13 protein-coding genes are annotated in these 20575 nt (G+C 62.8%); 5 read left to right on the forward strand and 8 right to left on the reverse strand.

Annotated elements, in window-relative coordinates; genetic code table 11:
* Nucleotides 1–52: 52 nt before the first annotated feature.
* The 3 genes from VJ464_04010 to VJ464_04020 form a co-directional block, all read right to left on the reverse strand.
* Nucleotides 53–646 carry a DUF3471 domain-containing protein gene (locus VJ464_04010; GenBank protein HKQ04272.1) on the reverse strand — a complete coding sequence of 198 codons (594 nt, stop codon included), beginning with the start codon at nucleotides 644–646 and terminating at the stop codon, nucleotides 53–55.
* Between the two features lie 102 nt (nucleotides 647–748).
* Entirely contained in the window at nucleotides 749–1516 is a 768-nt protein-coding gene (locus tag VJ464_04015; GenBank protein ID HKQ04273.1) for a glucose 1-dehydrogenase, read from the reverse strand.
* 81 nt (nucleotides 1517–1597) lie between these two features.
* A complete protein-coding gene (locus tag VJ464_04020) occupies nucleotides 1598–1900 on the reverse strand; it encodes a PilZ domain-containing protein (protein HKQ04274.1) in 303 nt (100 codons plus the stop codon).
* Between the two features lie 226 nt (nucleotides 1901–2126).
* Here VJ464_04020 and VJ464_04025 point away from each other — a divergent pair, with 226 nt between their 5' ends.
* Nucleotides 2127–3689 (forward strand): putative porin, encoded by a 1563-nt coding sequence (locus VJ464_04025; GenBank protein HKQ04275.1) that lies wholly within the window; start codon nucleotides 2127–2129, stop codon nucleotides 3687–3689.
* Nucleotides 3690–3699: 10 nt separating this feature from the next.
* Here the strand turns inward: VJ464_04025 and VJ464_04030 are convergent, their stop codons facing one another.
* Complete coding sequence (locus tag VJ464_04030) at nucleotides 3700–4095, reverse strand: metalloregulator ArsR/SmtB family transcription factor (GenBank protein ID HKQ04276.1); 396 nt, start codon at nucleotides 4093–4095, stop codon at nucleotides 3700–3702.
* Between the two features lie 134 nt (nucleotides 4096–4229).
* Here VJ464_04030 and arsM point away from each other — a divergent pair, with 134 nt between their 5' ends.
* Nucleotides 4230–5132, forward strand: a complete 903-nt coding sequence (gene arsM, locus VJ464_04035) for an arsenite methyltransferase (GenBank protein HKQ04277.1) — start codon at nucleotides 4230–4232, stop codon at nucleotides 5130–5132.
* Between the two features lie 86 nt (nucleotides 5133–5218).
* Here arsM and VJ464_04040 read toward each other — a convergent pair whose 3' ends face one another.
* The 4 genes from VJ464_04040 to VJ464_04055 all read right to left on the reverse strand — a co-directional run bounded on the left by VJ464_04040 (nucleotide 5219) and on the right by VJ464_04055 (nucleotide 16567).
* The gene (locus tag VJ464_04040; GenBank protein ID HKQ04278.1) at nucleotides 5219–6874 is read right to left on the reverse strand and encodes an amidase; all 1656 of its coding nucleotides are present in this window, start codon (nucleotides 6872–6874) and stop codon (nucleotides 5219–5221) included.
* A gap of 224 nt (nucleotides 6875–7098) precedes the next feature.
* Nucleotides 7099–8844 carry a vanadium-dependent haloperoxidase gene (locus VJ464_04045; GenBank protein ID HKQ04279.1) on the reverse strand — a complete coding sequence of 582 codons (1746 nt, stop codon included), beginning with the start codon at nucleotides 8842–8844 and terminating at the stop codon, nucleotides 7099–7101.
* Nucleotides 8845–9601: 757 nt separating this feature from the next.
* The gene (locus VJ464_04050; GenBank protein ID HKQ04280.1) at nucleotides 9602–10573 is read right to left on the reverse strand and encodes an MBL fold metallo-hydrolase; all 972 of its coding nucleotides are present in this window, start codon (nucleotides 10571–10573) and stop codon (nucleotides 9602–9604) included.
* Nucleotides 10574–10606: 33 nt separating this feature from the next.
* Nucleotides 10607–16567: a lamin tail domain-containing protein gene (locus tag VJ464_04055; protein HKQ04281.1), complete on the reverse strand. Its 5961-nt coding sequence runs from the start codon at nucleotides 16565–16567 to the stop codon at nucleotides 10607–10609.
* Between the two features lie 294 nt (nucleotides 16568–16861).
* Between VJ464_04055 and glpX the strand changes: the two genes are divergently transcribed.
* From glpX to VJ464_04070, 3 genes are all read left to right on the forward strand, one after another.
* On the forward strand, nucleotides 16862–17893 hold the full coding sequence (glpX, locus tag VJ464_04060; protein HKQ04282.1) for a class II fructose-bisphosphatase: 1032 nt from the start codon (nucleotides 16862–16864) through the stop codon (nucleotides 17891–17893).
* Between the two features lie 41 nt (nucleotides 17894–17934).
* Entirely contained in the window at nucleotides 17935–18444 is a 510-nt protein-coding gene (locus VJ464_04065) for a hypothetical protein (protein HKQ04283.1), read from the forward strand.
* 90 nt (nucleotides 18445–18534) lie between these two features.
* The gene (locus VJ464_04070; protein HKQ04284.1) at nucleotides 18535–20451 is read left to right on the forward strand and encodes a glycosyltransferase; all 1917 of its coding nucleotides are present in this window, start codon (nucleotides 18535–18537) and stop codon (nucleotides 20449–20451) included.
* Nucleotides 20452–20575 lie beyond the last annotated feature (124 nt).

The raw sequence follows: 20575 nt of genomic DNA on the forward strand, positions 1-20575 counted from the left end.
CGCCAATCCGGGCAGGGACGAGCCCTGCCCCTACCATAAAGAGTAATCGCCCTTACTTGATCTTCTTGGCCTGTATCTCCTCGCCGTCATGGTTCAAAACCATGTGCGTGACTTTGCCGCTGCTGTCTTTGACGAACTTCACCTTAACGCCGACGCTCGGCACGTTGAAGTCGGTTTCGGTTTCGGGAACCAGCTCGGCCTTGTCCTGGCCTTCGGGAGCGCCGAAGAGCTTGTCGCCATCGCGGCTGATCGTCAACACGCCGAAGGGCGCGTCGTACTGGCCGACGTAGGCGTCATAGACTTTCGGGTCAACCTTGGCGGGCGCGGGGTTGGCGGGCTTCTTGTCGTCGGCGGGCTTGGCGTCGCCGGGCTTCGTGTCGCCGGGCTTGCTGCCTTCCTGGTACGAGGCGAGCCATTCGACATCAATGGCATCCGCGCCGCGCCGCTCTTTCTCCTTGATGAGCCACTGGCCGCGCGCGTTCCACGGCGCGCCGCCTTCGGGGGCGACGTGGCAGAAGGTGCAATCTTTCGCGCCGAACTTGCGGGCCTTGGCCAGGAACGGCGGATAGGCGAATGATTGGGTGACCATCGCCGCCATGATGGCGACAACGAAGCTGACTGCGATGATAAGTTTGAATCGTTTCACGTCTCTCTCTCCTCTGTTGTTGGGTGATCTATTGGTGATCGCAAGCATTATACACTACGCGTCTCGTGACAAACGGGTTCGGAAATGACTTATCGCTCTCCCCTATCGCGCACAAGTGAGCGCGCGACCGCCGTCAATACTGATGGTTTCGCCGGTGATCCAAGCCGCCTTGTCCGACGCCAGGAAGGCGATCAACTCGGCGACCTCGTCGGCGACACCGACGCGGCCGAGCGGGTGCGTCGTCTTGCTGTGCTCCAGAAAAGCCGCATACGCGTCGTCGTTCATGCCGCCCGAACGGTGCAGCCCCGTGACGACGACGCCGGGGTTGACGGCGTTGACGCGGACGCCTTTGGGTGCCAGCTCCAACGCCGCGCAGCGCGTCAGTTGATCTACCCCGGCTTTGCTCACACAGTAGGCCAGCACGCCCGGAAACGAGCGCAGGCCGGTGACGCTCGACACGTTGACGATGTTGCCGCGCGACGCTTCGAGGTGCGGCACGGCCAACTGCATCAGTTGGAAGACTGAGCGCAGGTTGATGCCCATCATCTCATCCCACAAGGCCAGCGTCGTCGCCTCGATGTTACCCGACTTCAAAATGCCCGCCGCGTTGACCAGCACGTCGAGCCCGCCCAGTCGCTCGACGGCCTGCGCGAACGCGGCTTCGCTCTGCCGCTCGTCGCTAAGGTCTGCGGCGATGACGGCGGCATTGCCGTCATGAATAGCCGCGTCGCCGGCCGCCGCGCGCAAAGCGTCTTCGCGCCGCCCGACGAGCACGACACTTGCGCCGTCGTTCAAGAACCGCGCCGCCGTCGCGCGCCCGATGCCGCTCGACGCGCCGGTGACGATCACTCGCTGCCCGGTTTCAGTCATAGTCTGAGTGTGCTTGCGGATGGACGCGAGCGCAAGGCCCGGCGTTGCCCGCGCCGTCATTGTGCGCTCGCGGGAATTCGTTCAGGCGCGGATGAACTGGCGTATGGTGTTGGCCTGTTCCGGCGACAGGAAGTCGAAGCGGACGCCCATGCCCGCGTGCGGCTGGTTGCGCACGACGGTGGCTCGCGTCTCGATCACCGAGCCATCGGGGAGCGCGAAGATCAGGTCGAAGGTCGAGCCGACCGGCAGCGGGGTGACGGTTTCGACGTACGCGCCCCGCACGCTGAGGTCGGATATGCGCGTCTCGCCGCTCACACTCTCGCCCTCGTACCAGACATCCAGTACCAGCCCCGTTCGCCATGCTTTTCGGCGTTCATCTCCCACGGTTGTCTCCTCTATTTACGGCGAATATAAGCGCAGCGCCGCGCGCCGTCAACGGTTACTTCACTCGCCCCGTACTTCTTTTAACGTTTCCGTTACACCATTGTTACAATTCCTTCACGGTCATCTTGTATACTGCTCGTTCTGTTCAAATCGCATTTACATGTCTTGTAGAGGTCTCTCCCATGATCTCGATATGCAACCCACAACCGCTCACCAGGAGGAATTCATGAGAATCAACTCAGCCGCCCGAAGCGTCGCCCTTCTGCTCGTGATGCTCGTCTCGCTGAACACGCATGCGGCCAGCCCCGGTCAGAAGAATGGCGACGACAAGAGCGCCGCGAGCGACGCCAACGGCAGCGCCCCCAAGTCGGACAACGGCAGCGCCAAGACGCCTTCGGTCGAAGACCGCATGCAGACGCTTGAACGGCTCGTCGAGCAGCAGCAGCGCGAGATTCAAGCGTTGCGCGCCGTCATCGAAAAACGTGACGCTAATAACTCATCGGCGCAGCCGGCCACATCGCCGCTTCAGGCGGCGCAGCCCGCGGCCGCTGCCGCGTCGCCGCCTGTCGCCGTCGCATCGAATCAAGTGCCGGCGTCGGGCAAGAACGAGGCCGCGCCGCCCGAAACGCAGAAGCGCGTTGACGAACTCTACAGGCGCTTCGGCAGCTTGCGCTTCAGCGGCGACCTGCGCTTCCGTTTCGAGTCGTTCCGCAATCAGGGCTTTGACGCGCTGACCGAATCGCCCGACCGCAATCGCCTGCGGGTGAGGGCGCGGCTGGCGCTCGACGGCACGCTCAACAAAAACTTCGACTGGGGCATGCGCCTAGCCTCGGGCATCTTCACCGACCCCATCAGCTCCAACCAGACGTTCACCGATTTCTACGAGCGCAAGCCGTTTGCGCTCGACCGCGCCTTCATCCGCTACGACTCGAAGGGCGAGAACGTCGGCGTGCAGTTGGTCGCCGGCAAGTTTGAGCCGACCTTCCGCCGCACGCAGATGGTGTGGGACGATGATGTCAACGTCGAAGGCGCGTCCGAATCCCTCTACTTCAAGACCAAGTCGCCGCTCAGACAGGTGAAGCTGGTCGCCTTCCAGTTGCCCTTCAACGAAGTCTCGGCGGGCAAGGACGGCGTGCTCTACGGCGGGCAGGCGCAAACCGACTGGCAGTTCGCGCCGAAGGTTTCCGCCAACGTGAACGTCGCTTATTACGACTGGAACCATCCCGACCAGATCATCGGGGCGCTGGGCGTGGCGACCACACAAGTCAACGGCGGCATTCAGAATGGCGCGGGCTTTACGGGCAATCAGAATGGCGCGCTCGGCACCACCAACCGCATCCGCAGGAATGCGGCGGGTCAGCCGATTGGCTTTCTCGCCGGCTTCAACCTGGTGGACGTCCTCGGCAATCTGACCTGGGCGGCGAGCGGACGTTTTCCGGTGACCTTCACGTTCGATTATGTCCACAATGCCACGGGCCGCGTGAGCGACGAGAAGGACGGCGTCTGGGCCGGTGTGCGGGTCGGTCAGGTGAGGGAGAAAGGCGACTGGATGTTCGGGTATGACTTCACGCGCATCGAGCAGGACGCGGTGCTGGTGCCGTTCAACTTCAGCGACATCCTGCCGTCAAACAGCCGCGCCCATATGCCGACCATCGGCTACCAGATCGCCAACGGCGTGACGTTGCAATGGAACGGGCTCTATTCGCAGCGCGTCAACCACGTCATCCTGACGTCGCCGTTCAACCGTTACGCCAACCGCAACCAGTTCGACGTGATTTATAAATTCTGAGGCAAGCAGGCTACGCGGCGCGGCGCGGACGCGGTGCGCCTTGCAAGCGCGTCGGCAGGCGCACGGCGCAGCAGATGCTGGCAAGCCGCGCCCGGTCGCGTTGCATCTCGGGGTCTTCAGCGAGCGCGGCGCGCACTTCCTTGAAGAGGCGCGCCGCGTGCTCGTTCGGCGGCTCGACGATGCGATAGTGCATCCATTTGCCCTCGCGCCGCGCGCCGACAATCTCGGCTTTGCGCAGGTAGGCGAGGTGGCGCGAAATCTTCGGCTGGTTGGTCTGCAAGATTTCGACGAAGTAGCAGACGCAGACTTCGGCATCGCCCATCAGGTTCAACAGCCGCAGCCGCGTGTGGTCAGCCAGCGCCCGCAACAACGTCTCCACCCGGTACTTCTTTTCCGCTTTTGTCATGACCTCAGGATTTTATCACAGCCAAACAAATACGTCTTGACAGATATGTTCGATGAGCCTATCATCACATTCGTCAAGGCGAATATGATAAACCGCCCGGCTGCTGGAAGCGCAGGTTGAAAAGGAGAATTCGAATGTCCAAAGAAATTCAGGATGCGGTGCGCGCCCGCTATGGCACATTTGCCGAGAGCACGCTTTCGACGGCGCACGACGGCGTGCGTCAGGTCGCCGAAGCGTTCGGCTACTCGGCCGACGAGCTGACCTCAATTCCCGCCGAGGCCAACATGGGGTTGTCGTGCGGCAACCCGACGGCTTACGCGCACTTGCGCGAAGGCGAGACGGTCGTTGACCTCGGCTGCGGCGGCGGCCTCGACGTCTTCCTTGCCGCTCAGAAAGTCGGCCCGACGGGTCGCGCCATCGGCGTAGACATGACCGCAGAGATGCTCGAACGCGCCCGACGCAACGCCGAGAACGGTCCCAACGGCCAGCCTTATCAAAACGTCGAGTTTCATCAGGCAACGATTGATCGGCTGCCGCTCGCGTCGGCCACGGCGGATTGTGTCATCAGCAACTGCGTGATCAACCTGGCGCCCGATAAGCCGGCGGTCTTCCGCGAGATCGCCCGCGTCGTAAAGCCCGGCGGTCGCCTGGCGGTCAGCGATATCGCTTTGAAACAGCCGCTGCCTGCGGAGATCGGCAACGACTTGCTGGCTTATGTCGGCTGTATCGCCGGGGCGATTCTGATCGATGAGTACCGGCAAGGATTACTCGACGTCGGCTTTTCACATGTCGAGATCGTTGACACAGGCTCTGACCTGAACGTCTATGCGAAGATCGATAGCCAGGTCGTCTGCTGCGCGCCCGAGCCGACGGCGAGCAAAGAGCTGCCGGTAGCGGCGGCGGGCTGTTGCTCGCCCGCTTCGCAGTCATCGGAAGAGACGCTCGGCTTGCAGCGGCTTGCCGAGATGCTGTCGCACTATAACGTCAACGACTATGCCGCCAGCGTCCGCGTTTACGCCGTCAAGCCGGTGGAATGAAGCGCCTGAAAGAAGCCGCGGGCGATACGGGAAGATTGATAAAACCCATATCGCCCGCGGCTTCTGATGTGTGATCGCCTGCGGCTTCAGATCGTTTCGACGCTCGGCAAAAACTTCGGCGCGCGGCGGTGCCGGGTCGCCTGCTCGTAGGCGTAAGCCAGCTTGATCAGCGTCGGCTCAGTCCAGGCGAGGCCGGTGAACGAGATGCCCACCGGCAAACCGTAGACGTAGCCCGCGGGCACAGTGATATGCGGATAACCGGCGACCGCCGGCGCCGTCGAGAGGCCGCCGGTGAAGTGGTCGCCGTTGAGCAGGTCTGTCTTCCACGACGGCCCGCCGGTCGGCGCAATCAGCGCGTCGAGCTTGTGTTTGGCCATCACCGCGTCAATCCCTTCCTTGCGCGACATGCGCAGGTTCTTCTCTAACGCCTTGCGATAAGCCGGATCGGTGAGCGGGCCTTTGGCCTCGGCCTTCAACATGATCTCCTGGCCGAAGTAAGGCATCTCTTTGTCGGCGTTCTTTTCGTTGAAGGCGATGATCTCTTTCATCGTATGCACAGGCGCTTGCGGGCCGAGCGTCGCCAGATAAGCATTCAAGTCTGCCTTGAATTCATAAAGCAGGACTTCGAATTCCGAATCATCGAACTTGCCGTGAGTCGGGATGTCCGCCGGATCGATGATCTCGGCGCCCGCCCGCTTCATCACGTCAATGGCGTCCTGCATCAGCTTATCGACGCGGTCGTTGAAGCCGAACGATTTGCGCGCCACGCCGATGCGCGCCCCTTTCAAGCCATTGGCGTCGAGAAACTTTGTATAATCGGTCTGGCTTTTACCGCGACTGTCGCTGGTCGCCACATCGCGCGGGTCTATGCCGACGAGCCCGTTGAGCAGCAGCGTCGCGTCGGTTACAGTGCGCGCCATCGGCCCGGCGGTGTCCTGGCTGTGAGCGATGGGGATGATGCCTGAACGGCTAACCAGTCCGAGCGTCGGCTTGATGCCGACCAGCCCGCAGGTCGAAGACGGACAGACAACCGAGCCGTCGGTCTCTGTGCCGACCGCAATGGCCGCAAAGTTCGCCGATGCCGCCGCGCCCGAGCCGCTGCTTGAGCCGCACGGGTTGCGGTCGAGCGCGTAAGGGTTGCGCGTCTGGCCGCCGCGCCCGCTCCACCCCGAAGTCGAATGCGTCGAGCGGAAGTTGGCCCACTCGCTCAGGTTCGTCTTGCCTAATATGACCGCTCCGGCGGCGCGCAGGCGCTCGACGATGAACGCGTCTTTCGGCGGCGTCGAGCCGAGCAGCGCCAGCGAGCCGGCGGTCGTCATCATCTTGTCCGCTGTATCGATGTTGTCTTTGATCAGCACGGGGATGCCGTGCAGCGGGCCGCGCGCGCCTTTCGCTTTGCGCTCGCGGTCGAGCGCATCGGCGATGGCCAGCGCCTCGGGGTTCAGCTCGATGACGGAATTGACCGCCGCGCCGTGCTTGTCCATTTCGTCAATGCGCGCCAGATAGCTTTCGGCAATCCCTCGCGCCGTGTGCTTGCCCGACTGCATGGCGCTCTGCAAATCATTGACGGTGGCTTCTTCAAACTCGAATGGCTTTGCCGGATAAGCCGTGTGCGCCGCTGTGGTCGAGCCGTTGAAGGCCGGGCCGGCGACTGCCAGCGCCCCTGCGCAGGTGCTAAGCTTGAGAAATTGCCGGCGGCTGTCGGTCACTTCGGATGAGGCTTTTTTTGTGGGCTTGCTCATTGATCCTCCCTGAGAAGGTGGAAAGGGAAAAGTGACGCGGCGGCGCAAGCGTTGGAGGTGCTGCGCCGCCGCGTCTGCCATCTGTCGCGCCCTTGAATCGCCAGGGGCGCGACCGTGCAGGTCTACCGATTCGGAAAGAAGTGCTTCGAGCTTAACCGCACCGCGTTAGCAGAGCGTGACGCGCCGGTTAAATCAATTTGAACAGTCGCCAATCACCCGCCGTGTCAGATGGTGATCTTCGTGCCATCAAACTTCGTCAGCGTCATCGTGACGTTGTCGTTGTAGGACGCCTTCTGCTCTTGAAGGATGCAGATGGTCACTTCTTCGCCGAGCTTCAGCGAGTTGATGGCGTCGCTGCGCCAGTGAATGCCGGCACCGTTGCGCCCGGTGGCGACGTTGGTGGCGACCTTGTTCAGCTCGCCGCCCACGGTCAGCGGCGGCCCCTCGTAAGGCACCAGCGCCGAGCCGTCGGCGCTTGCCACCATTGGATTCTTCACCGTGTCGGTCTCGTCAAAGAACGCCTTGAGCGCCGTCACACATGCGCCGGCGACCGTCGCATGGCCCGAGCCGTAAGAAGAGTGCGTCGGGCTGCCTTCGGGGAACGCCTGCGGCAACAAGTAAGTCCCGTATTGGCTAAAGACCTCGTCGAGCGCCGTCGAGTTCAAAATGTCGGCGTGCAGCGGGTAGCTCGCCGCGCCCGTGCGCCGGTTGTGAACGCGTCCGCCGTATTCTTCGGGGCGCAGCCGGTGATGCACGAACCACTTCTGATACCAGACCGCTTTCAGAGCCCGCGTCGCCACTTCGGTGACCAGCGTGAGAATGTGCGGGCCGCCGCACTGCGCGAAACCTGCTTGCACTTTTGAATCGTAAAGCGGCAGGCCGGGATCGAGGCGCGTTCCCTGCCCCATCATAATCAGGCAGGCATGCAGGTATGCCTGGTACAGCGCGTCTACGTGTACCCACTGCGCCAGGTCGCGCAGGTTGCGGATGTAGCGCGGCGTCGAGTCGAATTGAATGGTGCCGCTCGGGTCAGCGCCGTTCTGCACCACGAGCCAGTCGCTGAAGTTCGTCATGTAATTCACGCCCGTCGCCAGCGTGCGAATCTTTTGCGAAACCGAGTTGGCGCCGAAGGCAAAGTCGAGCGTCAGGAACTGCGACAGCCAGGGGCCTGCAAGGTCGCCCGGCGTCGGGCCGCGGAAGATCGTCGCGGGCGTTACCTGACCGCCGGCTTTCGGGCCGCGAAAATCCGACATTCGCGACAGGTCTTGAGCGGCGCGAGAGATCAGCGGGTCGGTGGCGTAATCGCTGAAGTGAACGTCGCGTGCCAGCGCCATCCAGTACAGCTCTGCGGCTTCGCCGGCTGCTTCGGCGCTGTCAAAGCGCGGCGCCGGCGGCAGCGCGATGTGGTGCGAATCCGGCCCTTCAAGGTCCATAGCCAGGCCGGCTTGCGGGCTGGTCAGCTTGCGTCCGAGCCCAAGATGAATGGCTTCAAAATCCGCCGGGTTCTGCGACTCGCGGGCTTTGACCAGCGTGGCGTAGGCCGTCAGATCAACTTCGCCGAGCTGATTGTGCGGCAGCCCTTTGCTATAGCTGCCGATCTTTGAGGCGTAGCGGTCATCATCGCCATTGCTCTGCGCGTCCACCATGGGCCGGTCCTTGGCCATCTGCGCCATGTTGAGGCGGTACTTGTAGGATTCTTTCAAGCGATTCGCCTTCGTCAGAGCCCCCTGCGCCGAGACCTCCTGCGGTTCGGCGGCAGCGGGAGCGGCAAGCGCCGCGGCACCGCCACTGCCGGCGACCATCGCCGCCGCCGTTGCCCCGCCGACCGCGCCCAGGAAACGCCGCCGGTTGAGCGTCGCGCCCCCGTCCAGTTGACCCTGTTCGTTCGGGTCGCTGGCGTCAGGTTTGGGATTGTTGGTGGTTTTGGCCATTCGCTTCGCTGCGGTCGTAACCGGCGACTTCTTTGTCATACGTTGATTCTCCTTCTCTGAGTACTGCGAGCCGTTTCATGCCAGGCGACGAGCGCCGTTCCGAGCTGCGTTGCCACACGTTGCGCCATGTCCGGTTCGCGATCTGAGGCACGGGGGCCGAAAATATCTCACCCGCATAGTCGCCGAAGCGCGATTCCCCTGGGGCTGAAGGTGACCGGCGATCACGTTGGCCGCCATCATTAAGTGGTTGGCACAGGTGCGCGGGAGATCACTCCATCCAAATCATCAAGGCGGCTTTCGATGCGCCTGCTGGCGAGGGAATTATATTGAATGGTCGGTTGATGTCAAGGATGAGCCGGCGCCCGGCAGCGGCAATCGGAGCCACAACAAAAATGAAGGCAGCGGCTTTCCCCGTTTCAACCGCTGCCCTCGATAAGACAACACCATAGGGTGCTGTCACCCCTTCTTCAGAGTGAAGGTAGCATTCAACTCGGCGCTCGCCGCTTGCGCCGTACAGGGCAGCGAAGAGCAGTCCCCAGGCCGAGCCAGATCGCTAGCACTTGCTTACATCCTGCCGCGCCAGAATCATTGCGTATGCGATTTATCTTACGAATTGCTGAATCGGCGCTATCATATTCTTTCGCCCCGAACCTGTCAAGAAAAAGGTGTTGCGAAATACATATAATTATAATGGCTATCCATTCAGTGCGGACGGTGGGGTGCGGCGACTGGTCGGCGCGCTCCAAATTCAGCCCGCGACTAAAGTCAAGACGGCCAGGGAAGCCGAGCGCCCGGGTCAACGCTCAACATTGGGAAAGGCGGCGATCTGCTCGTGGACGCGGCGGTCGTGTGTCGGGACGATAATCAGGTCGGGATAACGCTTCGCCAGCTCGTGGACGCGAACGAGGCTGCGGCGCACCTGCTCCGGGTCTTTGTCCACCAGCCGGCGCGACAGCCACGGGCGCTCCGCCGGCAGCTCGACGCCTTCGCGGCACCACGTCAGGTCGCCGATGAAGAAGAAGCGCTTGCCCGAACGCAGGTTCACGAACATGCCCATCGAGCCGGGCGTGTGGCCCGGCAGAGGCACCAGCACGATGCTGGCGTCGCCGAAGAGGTCGAGGCTGCGGTCAAAGTTCTCGTAAGCCGGGCCATTCAAATCGAGCTCGCGCAGATGGACGCGGTCGAGCAGGCGCTTCATCAATTCGCTGTCGGGCAAGGCGCGGCTGTAATCGGCCTCTTCGCGCATCATCCAGCCTTCCGCCGCCGGGAAGTCTTCCCAGCCGCTGACGTGATCCCAATGCGAGTGCGACAGCAGAATCATGTTGATCTGTTCGGCGCCGACGCCGCCTGCCGCGAGCTGCGCGATAGCCGGCTGCTCTTTGTCGTAAACCGTCAGCTCGCGCATCAAGAAAGGGATGTGCTGGAAGTCTTCGTCGACGTTCGTGCCGAAGCCTGTGTCGAAGAGAAAGGTGGCGCGCGGGTGACGGATGAGCGCCGCCGCCATGCCGCTTTCATACGTCTGCTTCCAACTGCCGCCGCGGTAGACGAACGATTGTCGGCTGATCATCTTGCCGCACTTGATGAGCGACAGTTGCACGTCAGGCAAGTCCGCGGGATTCACGCCCGCCGGGTGAAAATCTGTGGCGCCGGCCTGGTAAGCCGCCACGTCAATCCGCCGCGGCACGAACGTATAAGCCAGCAGCAGCAGCCCCGCAAACAGCAGCGCGGCAAGCCAGAGTAAGCTCCGTCGCCAACCTTTTCGGCGCATAGTTCCTCGCTAGCGTTGCTCGCCTCGGCGGCGTTACTCGACGACGCGCAAGGTGGCGCGGTTCGACCTGCCGCCGTCGGCGTGGCGCGCTTGCAGGGTCAGCTTGCCGGGCTGCGCCGTCAGCGCCGCCGGTATGCGCGCCGTGAACGAGGTGTCGCTAACAAACGTAGTCGGCACCGCGACATCATTGACCAGCAGCGTGACGGTGGAATTGAAGGCGACGCCGCCTACGGTCAGCTCGACGATGCCGCTGCCGGCGCTGACGCGCTTGAGCGATTGCCGCGTGATCAGCGGCCCGTAGTCTACCGCAATCGTCAGCGTGTTCGAGAGATTGCCATCCACGTTCTTCACTTGAACGCTGAGCGTTCCCACCTTGGTGAAGAGGCTGGCGGGCAAGATCGCCTTGAGCGTCGTCTTCGACACGAATTCGCTTTCAACCATCTGGCTGCCGAGCAGCAGCACGGCGCCGCGCTGCAAGCGTTCGCCTGTGAGCGTCAGCTCCAGGTTCTCTGCGCCGGTGCCGGTCTTGTTCGGAGAGAGGCCCGTCAGTTGCGGCGGGTCGTCAAAGACCTGCAAGGTGGCGACCGCCGAAGTCTCGCCTTTCGGGTTGCGCACGCGAATCTCTAACGGCCCGGCTTCGGCGAGCTGGGCTGCGCTCACCTGCGCTTCGAGTCGGCTGTCGGAGATAAACGTGGTCGCAAGCGGCGTCGAGCCGAGCAGCACGGTCGCGCCCGGCGCGAAGTTGCTGCCCGCCACGACGAGCGTCACCGCCGCGCCGACATGCACGCGCGCCGGTGTCAGCGTCTGCACGCTGGGCTTGACCGCGAAGGCTTCGCCGGTCGCCCGCGTGCCCGGCGAGAAGAGATGGCTGGTGTCATGCGCCACCTGCGTGTGCAACGCGAAGGTCGCGCCATTGCCATCGGGGTCACGGTTAATCGATTGGCCCGCGCCGCCTTCAGCCGAGCCGAATTTGATCTGCTGAATGACGCGGCCCTGCGCGTCGGCCAGCGTGATCGTGTCGCCGCCATTGTTGAGCGACAGCCCACCGCTCGACGCCGTGAAGACCAGATGCTCTTCGGCGGCGTTGCCAAAGCTGCCTTTGGGCCTGCCGCCGCCGAAGACCACCACGACTTCAAACGGCGGCACGATGGTTCCCGGCGCGAAGACATGGCGCACAGCGTCTGCGTCCGAGAGCTTGAATCCCGAAATGTCTACAGGCTCCGAGGTGCGGTTGATGATCTCGACGAACTCATCCTGCGACGAGCTGCGCGAGCCATCGCCATTGGCATCGCCGATCAAGTCGGTAGCGGCGCTGCCCGGCGGGTCGGCCAGGTATTCGTTAATGACCAGCGGGTCGCGGATGAAGACACGCAGCGTCACCGCGTTCGACACGCCGAAGTCAGGGTTCACCACCTGAATGGTCAGCGCCCCGGCACTCTGTGTGAACTGCGCCGGCACCACGGCGGTCAGCCGCTGATTGCTCACATACGCGGTGTCGAGCTGGGTCAGTTGATTGTTGACCACGAGGCGGGCGAACGCACCGGGCGCAAACCGTTCGCCGGTGATTGAAACCGTCACGTCGCCCGCGCCTTCGATAACGAAGGCGGGATCAACCGCCTGCGCCGCGGGCGCAATCGGCAGCACGACGAAGACCAGTTGATTCGAAGCGCCGCCATCGCCGTTACGCTCCTGAACGGTGTGGAGTCCCGGCGCGGCAACGGATGCCGCCGGCACTTCGCCGCGCGCCTGTGTGGCCGATACCAGGGTCGTCATGAGCGGCGCGTCATCAAACAGCACGGTGGCGCCTGTCTTAAAGCCCGCGCCGGTCACTGTGAGGATGAAAGCGGGGCTGCCGGCGGTTACTTCGTTCGGCGTCAGACTGGTAAGGCGCGTGTCTGCGGCGACGACTTCAAAGCTCAGGGCGTTCGATTCTTTGCCGTCGCCATTGCGCACCCTCACGGAGCGCGTTCCCAGATTGGCCGCGAAGCTTGCGGGCACGGTCGCCCGCAGCTCGCGCGAGTTGTTGAAGGTGGTTGCTACGCCTGTGCCTTCGACAAACACTTGCGAGGCCGGCTCGAAGTTTTCGCCGCGAACGAAGATGACGAAGTTGGCCGAGCCTTGCTGAATGACCCGCGGCAGCACTTCCGAGAGAGCCGGCGGCGGCGGGATGATCGTCAGTACAGCGATGTTCGAGCGGTTGCCGCTTTCGTAGCGCACCTGAACATTGTGGCCGCCGGCAACCGCCGTGACGATTGACGGCACGCGCGCCGTCAGCTCGCCGGGACTGACCAAGGTGGTGCTGACGATGTTGCCATCAATAGTGGCTCGCGAAGTCATGTCAAAGTCTGTGCCGTGAATGGTCAGATCGAACGACGGCGCATTGAGCGGCGCGCTGTCGGGCTCGATGCCGGTGATGTGCGGCGCCGCGGTGAAGGGGTCGCCGTTCACCTGCGCGCCCGGCGAGAACAAGCGCCCGCCGCTCCCTGCGATGCTCGAATGCGTAACGAAGCCGCCGGTGTATTCCGGCTTACGATTGAGCGATTGATTGGCGCCGCCTTCGGTCGAGCCGAAGGTGATCGATTCAATCACCTGATTAGCTCCGGCGAGCAGCGAGATCGTATCGCCGCCATTGTTGAGCGACAGCCCGCCGCTCGCGGTAAAGACCAGGCCGTTGGCGCGAGCGTTGCCGAAAGCGCCCACCGGGTGGCCGCCGCCAAAGACCACCGCCGCTTCGCCGCCAGGAATGATCGTCCCCGCGGGGAACGTGAAGCGCACCGCGTCGGCATCTCGAATGATGTAGCCGCCGATGTTGATCGGGTCGCTTGTGCGGTTGACCAGTTCGACGAATTCATCGTCTGACGAGCTACGCACGCCGTCGCCATTCGCGTCGCCGTTTAAGTCTGTGGCGGCGCTGCCCGGCGGGTCGGCGAGGTATTCGTTGATGCCGACCGCGCTCAACACCGTGAAGGTCACCGAATTCGAGACGACCAGATCGGGATTCTGCACAGTGATCGAGTGCGCCCCCGGCACATTGATGATCGAAGCCGGAATGACCGCGTCAAGCTCTGTGCCGCTCACGAATGTCGTGCTGACCACGGTGTCGTCTACGCGCACTTTCGATGTCGCTTGAAAGTCGTGGCCGGTGACCGTGAGAGCGACATCGCCGGTGCCGGCAATGGCCATGTTGGGCGAGATCGAAGTAATCATCGGGTTGGTCGCGACGACCGTCAGGATCAGCACGTTCGAGCGGTTGCCGCCTTCGTGCAACACCTGGACATTATGACCGCCGCCGACCGACGTGACGCTCGTCGGCACGTGCGCCTTCAGCTCTCCCGAGCTGATGGGCGTCGTCATCACCGCGCTGCCATCGATGTAGACTTTGGCGGTTGACTCGAAGTTGCTGCCGTGAACCGCCATGTCGAAGGCCGGTGTATTGAGCGGCACGCTGTTGGGCATCAGGCTGGTCAGGCGCGGCCCCTGCGTGAAGGGCGAGCCGTTGACCAGTGTGCCCGGCGAGAAGACGCGCCCGCCGCTGCCCGCGACCGACGAGTGCGTCGCGAACGCGGTGCCGAATATCTCAGGGTTGCGATTGAGCGATTGATCGGCGTTGCCTTCGACTGATGTGAAGGTGATCGATTCAATAACCTGGCTGCCGGGGCCGAGCAGCGAGATGGTATCGCCGCCGTTGTTGAGCGACAACCCGCCGCCGGCTCTGAAGACCAAACCGTTGAGGCGAGCGTTGCCGAAATCACCCGTCGGCGTGCCGCCGCCGAACACCACTGCGGCTTCGCCAGCGGGGATGATCGTTCCCGCCGGGAAGGTGAAGCGCACCGCATCGCTGTCGCGCAGCGCGTACCCGCCGACGTTGATGGGCTGCTCTGTGCGGTTAACCACCTCGATGAACTCGTCGTCAGACGAGTCGCGAATGCCGTCGCCGTTGGCATCGCCGGAAAGTCCGTCGGGCGGGTCGGCCAGGAATTCGTTGATGCCGACCGCGCCCAACACTGTGAAGGTCGCGATATTCGAAACCACATTGCCGGGATTAACGACCGTAATCGAATGCATGCCGGCGATGTTGGTGATCGAGGCCGGCACGGTGGCTTCCAGGTGCATGGCATCTGTAAACATGGTGGTGATGGCATTGCCATCGGCGCGCACCTGCGACGCCGCTTGAAAGTTGTGGCCGGTCACGGTGATCGAGACTTCGCCGCTGCCGACAAGCGCGGCGGTCGGCGAGATCGAATCGATAACCGGGTCGGTCAGCGTAATCATCAGCACCAGCACGTTCGAGCGATTGCCGCCTTCGTGAATCACCTGGACGTTATGGTTGCCGGCAACCGCCGTGACGCTTGCGGGCACCTGCGCCTTCAACTCGCCGCCGCTCATGAAAGTCGTCGTCACCTGATTGCCATCAATGTAGGCTTTAGCGGTTGACTCGAAGTTCGTGCCGTGAATCGTCATGTCGAACGGCGGCGAGTTACGCGGCGCATTGTTCGGCATCAGATCGGTCAGACGCGGCCCGGTCGTAAACGGCGAGCCGTTGACCAGCGTGCCCGGCGAGAAGATGCGCCCGCCGTTGCCCGGCATCGTCGTGTGCGCGGCGAAGCCGGAGCCGAACACCTCAGGGTTACGGTTGATTGATTGAGACGCGCCGCCTTCGGTTGAGCCATAGGTGATCGATTCGAGAATCTGACTGCCAGCGCCGAGCAATGAGATCGTGTCCATGTCATTGTTGAGCGATAACGTAGCGGTAAAGACCAGGCCGTTGACCCGCGCATTGCCGAACTCGCCGGTCGGCGTGCCGCCGCCAAAAACCACCGCCGCTTCATTGGCCGGCAGAATCGTTCCCGGCGGGAAGGTAAAGCGCACCGATGTCGCATCACGAAGCGCATAGCCGCCAATATCAATTGGCGCATCCGTACGATTGACGACTTCGATGAATTCATCTTGTGTCGCACTGATTGTGCCGTCGCCATTGGCGTCGCCGGCAGAGCCATTGGCTAGATACTCATTGATGCCGACCGCGCCCAGCACCGTCAGCGTCACCGAGTTCGAGACGACCGGGCCGGGATTTTCGACCGTGACGAAATGATTACCCGGCACGCCTGTCACCGAGGGCGGCACGACGGCGCCGAGTTCCATGGCGCTGGTAAATGTCGTCGTGATCTGTGTGCCGTCTACGCGCACCTTGGAGGTCGCTACGAAGTTATTGCCGGTGACGACGATGTCGGTGTTGCCGCCGCCGCTCACCAGGACATTCGGCGAGATCGAGCTAATGATCGGGTCGGTTGTGGTGAAGGCGCTGCCGTTGGTGCGCGTGCCGGGCGAGAAGAGATGGCCCGCGCCCGCGGCGCTGGTGTGCGAGACAAACGGCCCGGTGATGTCGGGGCTGCGCGTGTAGGATTGGTCGGCGCCGCCTTCGGTGGCTCCGAAGGTCACGGTGGCGACGGTCGTCGCCGTGGTGTCTTTGACGGTGATCGTGTCGCCGCCGTTGTTGAGCGACAGGCCGCTGCCGCCGACGGCAAAGACCAGGTTGTTGGCTCCGGCATTTCCGAAAGCCCCTGTCGGCGTGCCGCCGCCGAAGATCACCGCCGCTTCGCCCGCCGGGATGATCTTGTTTGCCGGTATCGTGTAGCGCACCTGCGTCGCGTCGCTGATCGTAAAGCCGCCGATGTTGAGCGGCGTCGCGCCGCTGTTGACCAGCTCGACAAACTCGTCCTGCGTGGCGTCGCGCGTGCCATCGCCGTTGGCGTCGCCGACCAAGTCTGTGGCGGCGCTGCCCGGCGGGTCGGCCAGATATTCGTTGATGACCAGCGACACGACTTGCGGCGATTGTTGCGCCGGGCGCGGAGCCATAGCGACGGCGCGCGGCGTTGCCGAGGTCAGGATGACTGCGTGCCGCGAGGCGGCAACGTGTGCCGAGGCCGCGACCAGCCAGAGACCGGCTACCGCCAGTCCGAGGCCGACGAGCGCGCCACTGAAATGCTTTCGCATGAAGAGACTCCTGCGCGTGCGAACGCGCCATGTTCATGAGCGTTGGCTTTAATGACGTAACCTGGTGCCGTTGATTGAGCCGTCGTGTTGCTGGTTGCTCCTTCACCGAGAAGGCCGGGGCAACGGCTTCAAATTATGCAAATTTTTCGGAATTGCGCAATGCCGCGGGCTGCCGGCGAATGCTTGAAAAAAGCCGGGGGATGAATCATTATCAGAGTCCTTTAAGCGAGCAAGGCCGGAACCGACGGAGGCCGGTTCGGACATTCAGACCAGGAGGATGCAATGGAAAGAAAGATGGAGCACGAGCTGGGGCTTGAGTTCCTGCGCGTCGTCGAGGCGGCGGCGATTGCTTCGGCGCAGACCATGGGACAGGGCGAGCGCAAGTACTCTGACCACGTCGCCGTCGAAGCCATGCGCAAGATCATGGACACCGTGCCGATGCGCGGCGAGATCGTCATCGGCGAAGGCGAGCGCGACGAAGCGCCCATGCTCTACATCGGCGAAAAGGTCGGCGCCGGCCATAAGTCTGAAGCGACCGATGGCGAGCGCTATCCCGAAGTCGACATCGCCGTTGACCCGCTGGAAGGCACGAACCTCTGCGCGACCGGGGCGGCCAACGCGATTTCGGTGATGGCCTGCGCCGAACGGGGCGGCTTGCTGCACGCGCCCGACGTTTACATGCAGAAGCTGATCGTCGGCCCATCATCAAAGGGCGCGGTTGATCTGGACGCGCCGGTCAGAGACAACTTGCAAGCCATCGCCCGGCGGCTGAACCGCGACATCGAAGACCTGGTGGTCATCGTCTTAGACCGCCCGCGCCACCGCAAGCTGATTGCCGACATCCGCGAGGCCGGGGCGCGCATCCGGCTGATCACCGACGGCGATTTATCGGCGGGCATCTCGGCGGCGGTCGCCGGCTCAGGCGTGCATGCGGTCATGGGCATCGGCGGCGCGCCCGAAGGCGTGCTGACCGCGGCGGCCATGAAATGTTTGAACGGCCAGATACTGGCGCGCTTCGCTTTGAAAGACCAGCTTGAACAGTCCGAAGACCGCAGCAAGATTCCCGAAGGCATCGTCGAGCGCATGCAGGAGATGGGCATTAAAGACCCTTTGCGCATCTATGACACGGACGACCTGGCGCCGGGGCAGAAGATCATCTTTGCCGCCACCGGCGTCACCGACGGGACGATCCTGCGCGGCGTGCGCTTATTCGGCACAGGCATGCGCACCTCTTCGATCATCATGGCGACCGAACGCACCAAGCGCGTGCGCTTCATCGATACCGTTCACATCGAAGGCGGCCCGGACACCGTCGTGCGATTCTAGTCACCAGGGACTAAGGACAAAGTAAACCTTCGGAGATCACTTTGCCTCGCAGATCGAGCAAGCTGCTGCCGGCGCTGGCGGGTGGGGCGGTGCTGGGAGCCTTCTCTTCGATCCCTTATGTGTCGCTGGCCAATGTGGCCTGCTGCTCGTGGGCGATAGTCGGCGGCGGCGTGGCGGCTTATCTGCTCGTCAAGCGCTCGCCCAGGCGGCGAGTGCGCAGCGGCGGCGGCGCGCTTGCGGGCTTATTTGCCGGCCTCGTCGGCTCGCTGATCATTCTGCTTGTCAACCTGCCGTTCGTCCTGCGCCACTGGCCCGAACTGGTCGCCAACCTGCAACAGCAGGCCGAGCAGCGCCGCGACCCGCAGGCGCAAGAAACGCTGCATCAATTGATCGCCTTCGCGCAAGGCAACCGCGTGCTTGCAATGCTGCTCATCGGTTTAATCTTCACGCTGATCACGACCGGCATGGCGGCGCTCGGCGGCCTGATCGGCGTCGCCCTGTTCGAAAAGCGCAAGGCGGGGGCCGGCGGTCAGGGGCCGGCGCCATCTTGAAATACGCCGCGCGCGTCCCTATACTTTGCGCTTAGCTTTGCGAACTTAAAACCGCCGCGCGGCATCTTAAGTCCCGGCTCAGGTGATTACATGAAGAAGGTCTTATTATCGATTCAGCTTGCTGCCTGTTTGGCCATGCTTGCGGCCACGGGCGTTGCCGCCGGTGACGGCGCGATTCACGGGCGCATCACAGAGGTGCGCGGCTACCTGATGCATGACCTGACGGTCACCGCGCGCAATAACCACACCGGCCAACAGTTCGAGACCCGCACCGACGACAAAGGCTTTTTCCAATTCGACCATCTTGAGGCGGGCAGTTACGCGCTGCGCTCCGAGTGCCCGAACATTCAAGAGATCGTCGGCCATTCGCAAGTCGCCGCCGGCCAGACCGCTGAAGTCGAATTGCTGGCGCTGCCGGTGCAGCCGACCGGCAACCAGGCGATTGATAAATTCAACGCGTCGAGCAACCTCAACGGCGGGCGCTACCCGGCGGGCAACATCAGCTACCTGAACGTCAACGACTGGCTCGACATTTATTTAATGTGGGTCTACTTCGGCATCCTCGGCCTGCTGTCGGTTTACGGCGTCTATCGTTATCGGCTAGTCTACGTCTTCCTGCGCTACCGCCGGCACACGCCAAAGCCGAAAGCGCGCTTTGCGCCCAACCGCTTGCCGCGCATCACCGTGCAGTTGCCGCTGTTCAACGAGATGTACGTCGCCGAGCGCTTGATCGACGCCGTCACCAAGCTTGATTACCCGCGCGAGTTGCTGGAGATTCAGGTGCTCGACGATTCGACCGACGACACGGTCGAGATCGCTTCGCAGGCGGTGAAGACGTATTTCGAGCAGGGCTTCGACATCAGCCACCACCACCGCGCCGACCGCACAGGGTTCAAGGCCGGGGCGCTCGAAGCCGGGCTGAAGAAATCTTCGGGCGAGTTGATTTTGATCTTTGACGCCGACTTCGTGCCGCGAGCCGATTGCGTCCGGCGGATTGTCGATTACTTCACCGACGAGCGCATCGGCATGGTGCAGATGCGCTGGAGCCACATCAACGCCGATTATTCGCTGCTCACCAAGGTACAGGGCATCATGCTCGACGGCCACTTCGTCATCGAGCAGACGGCACGCAACCGCGCCGGCGGCTTCTTCAATTTCAACGGCACCGCCGGCATGTGGCGGCGCGAAGCCATCGAATGGTCGGGCGGCTGGCAGCACGACACCTTGGCCGAAGACACAGACCTGTCGTACCGCGCGCAGTTGATGGGCTGGCACTTTGTTTACCTGATGGATGACGACGTGCCCGCCGAGCTGCCGGTAGAGATCAACGCCTTCAAGTCGCAGCAGAAGCGCTGGGCGAAGGGCGTCATCCAGGTCGGCATGAAATTGCTGCGCCGCATGTGGAGCGACCCGCGATTGCCGCTGCGCGCCAAGCTCGAACAGTTCTTCCGGCTGACCGGCAATCTGGCGGCGCCGCTGGTCATTGTGCTGGCGCTGATCAACCTGCCCATCCTGATCGTGCGCTACAACCAGGGATTGTTTCACCTCTTCCTGCTGGACGTGCCGATCCTGACGTTTTCGACCGTCTCGGTGATCGTCTACTACCTGGTGACGCAGTGGCACCTGCACCCGAAGACCTGGAAGCAATCGATCAAATACATCCCCTTCGTCATGAGCATGGGCATCGCGCTGACCTTCTCGAATGCGCGGGCGGTGCTGGAAGCGCTCATCGGCGTCAAGACGCCGTTCGTCCGCACGCCGAAATACAAGGTCGAGCAGACCACCGACAAGACATGGGTGAAGAAGCACTACGTGCCGCGCAAGCTCAACTTCCCGTGGCTGGAGTTTTTGTTTGCGGCTTACTTCCTGTTTACGATCTGGTACGCGATTGACAGCCAGACGTTCGGCACCATCCCGTTCCTGCTGATCTACTTTTGTGGTTACGCTTACGCCGTGGCCATGGCCCTGGCCCAGGCGACGGCCAGCCTGCGCGGCGCCAAGAAGTGAAGCGGCACAGGGATTCCGACACGCGTGATTAACGCAGACCAGCCGTGACTCGATGATGAGTCACGGCTGGTCTGCGTTAACGGCTTGCATTTTCTTCGGCCCAGTCTCTATAAACTTCTATTCT

Source organism: Blastocatellia bacterium (assembly GCA_035275065.1).
Lineage (GTDB): Bacteria > Acidobacteriota > Blastocatellia > UBA7656 > UBA7656 > DATENM01.

Coding starts and splice junctions, on each gene's coding strand:
- VJ464_04055 (HKQ04281.1), bottom strand. CDS start 16,567: ATGCGAAAGCATTTCAGTGGCGCGCTCGTCGGCCTCGGACTGGCGGTA.
- arsM (HKQ04277.1), top strand. CDS start 4,230: ATGTCCAAAGAAATTCAGGATGCGGTGCGCGCCCGCTATGGCACATTT.
- VJ464_04015 (HKQ04273.1), bottom strand. CDS start 1,516: ATGACTGAAACCGGGCAGCGAGTGATCGTCACCGGCGCGTCGAGCGGC.
- glpX (HKQ04282.1), top strand. CDS start 16,862: ATGGAGCACGAGCTGGGGCTTGAGTTCCTGCGCGTCGTCGAGGCGGCG.
- VJ464_04045 (HKQ04279.1), bottom strand. CDS start 8,844: ATGACAAAGAAGTCGCCGGTTACGACCGCAGCGAAGCGAATGGCCAAA.
- VJ464_04025 (HKQ04275.1), top strand. CDS start 2,127: ATGAGAATCAACTCAGCCGCCCGAAGCGTCGCCCTTCTGCTCGTGATG.
- VJ464_04040 (HKQ04278.1), bottom strand. CDS start 6,874: ATGAGCAAGCCCACAAAAAAAGCCTCATCCGAAGTGACCGACAGCCGC.
- VJ464_04050 (HKQ04280.1), bottom strand. CDS start 10,573: ATGCGCCGAAAAGGTTGGCGACGGAGCTTACTCTGGCTTGCCGCGCTG.
- VJ464_04070 (HKQ04284.1), top strand. CDS start 18,535: ATGAAGAAGGTCTTATTATCGATTCAGCTTGCTGCCTGTTTGGCCATG.
- VJ464_04030 (HKQ04276.1), bottom strand. CDS start 4,095: ATGACAAAAGCGGAAAAGAAGTACCGGGTGGAGACGTTGTTGCGGGCG.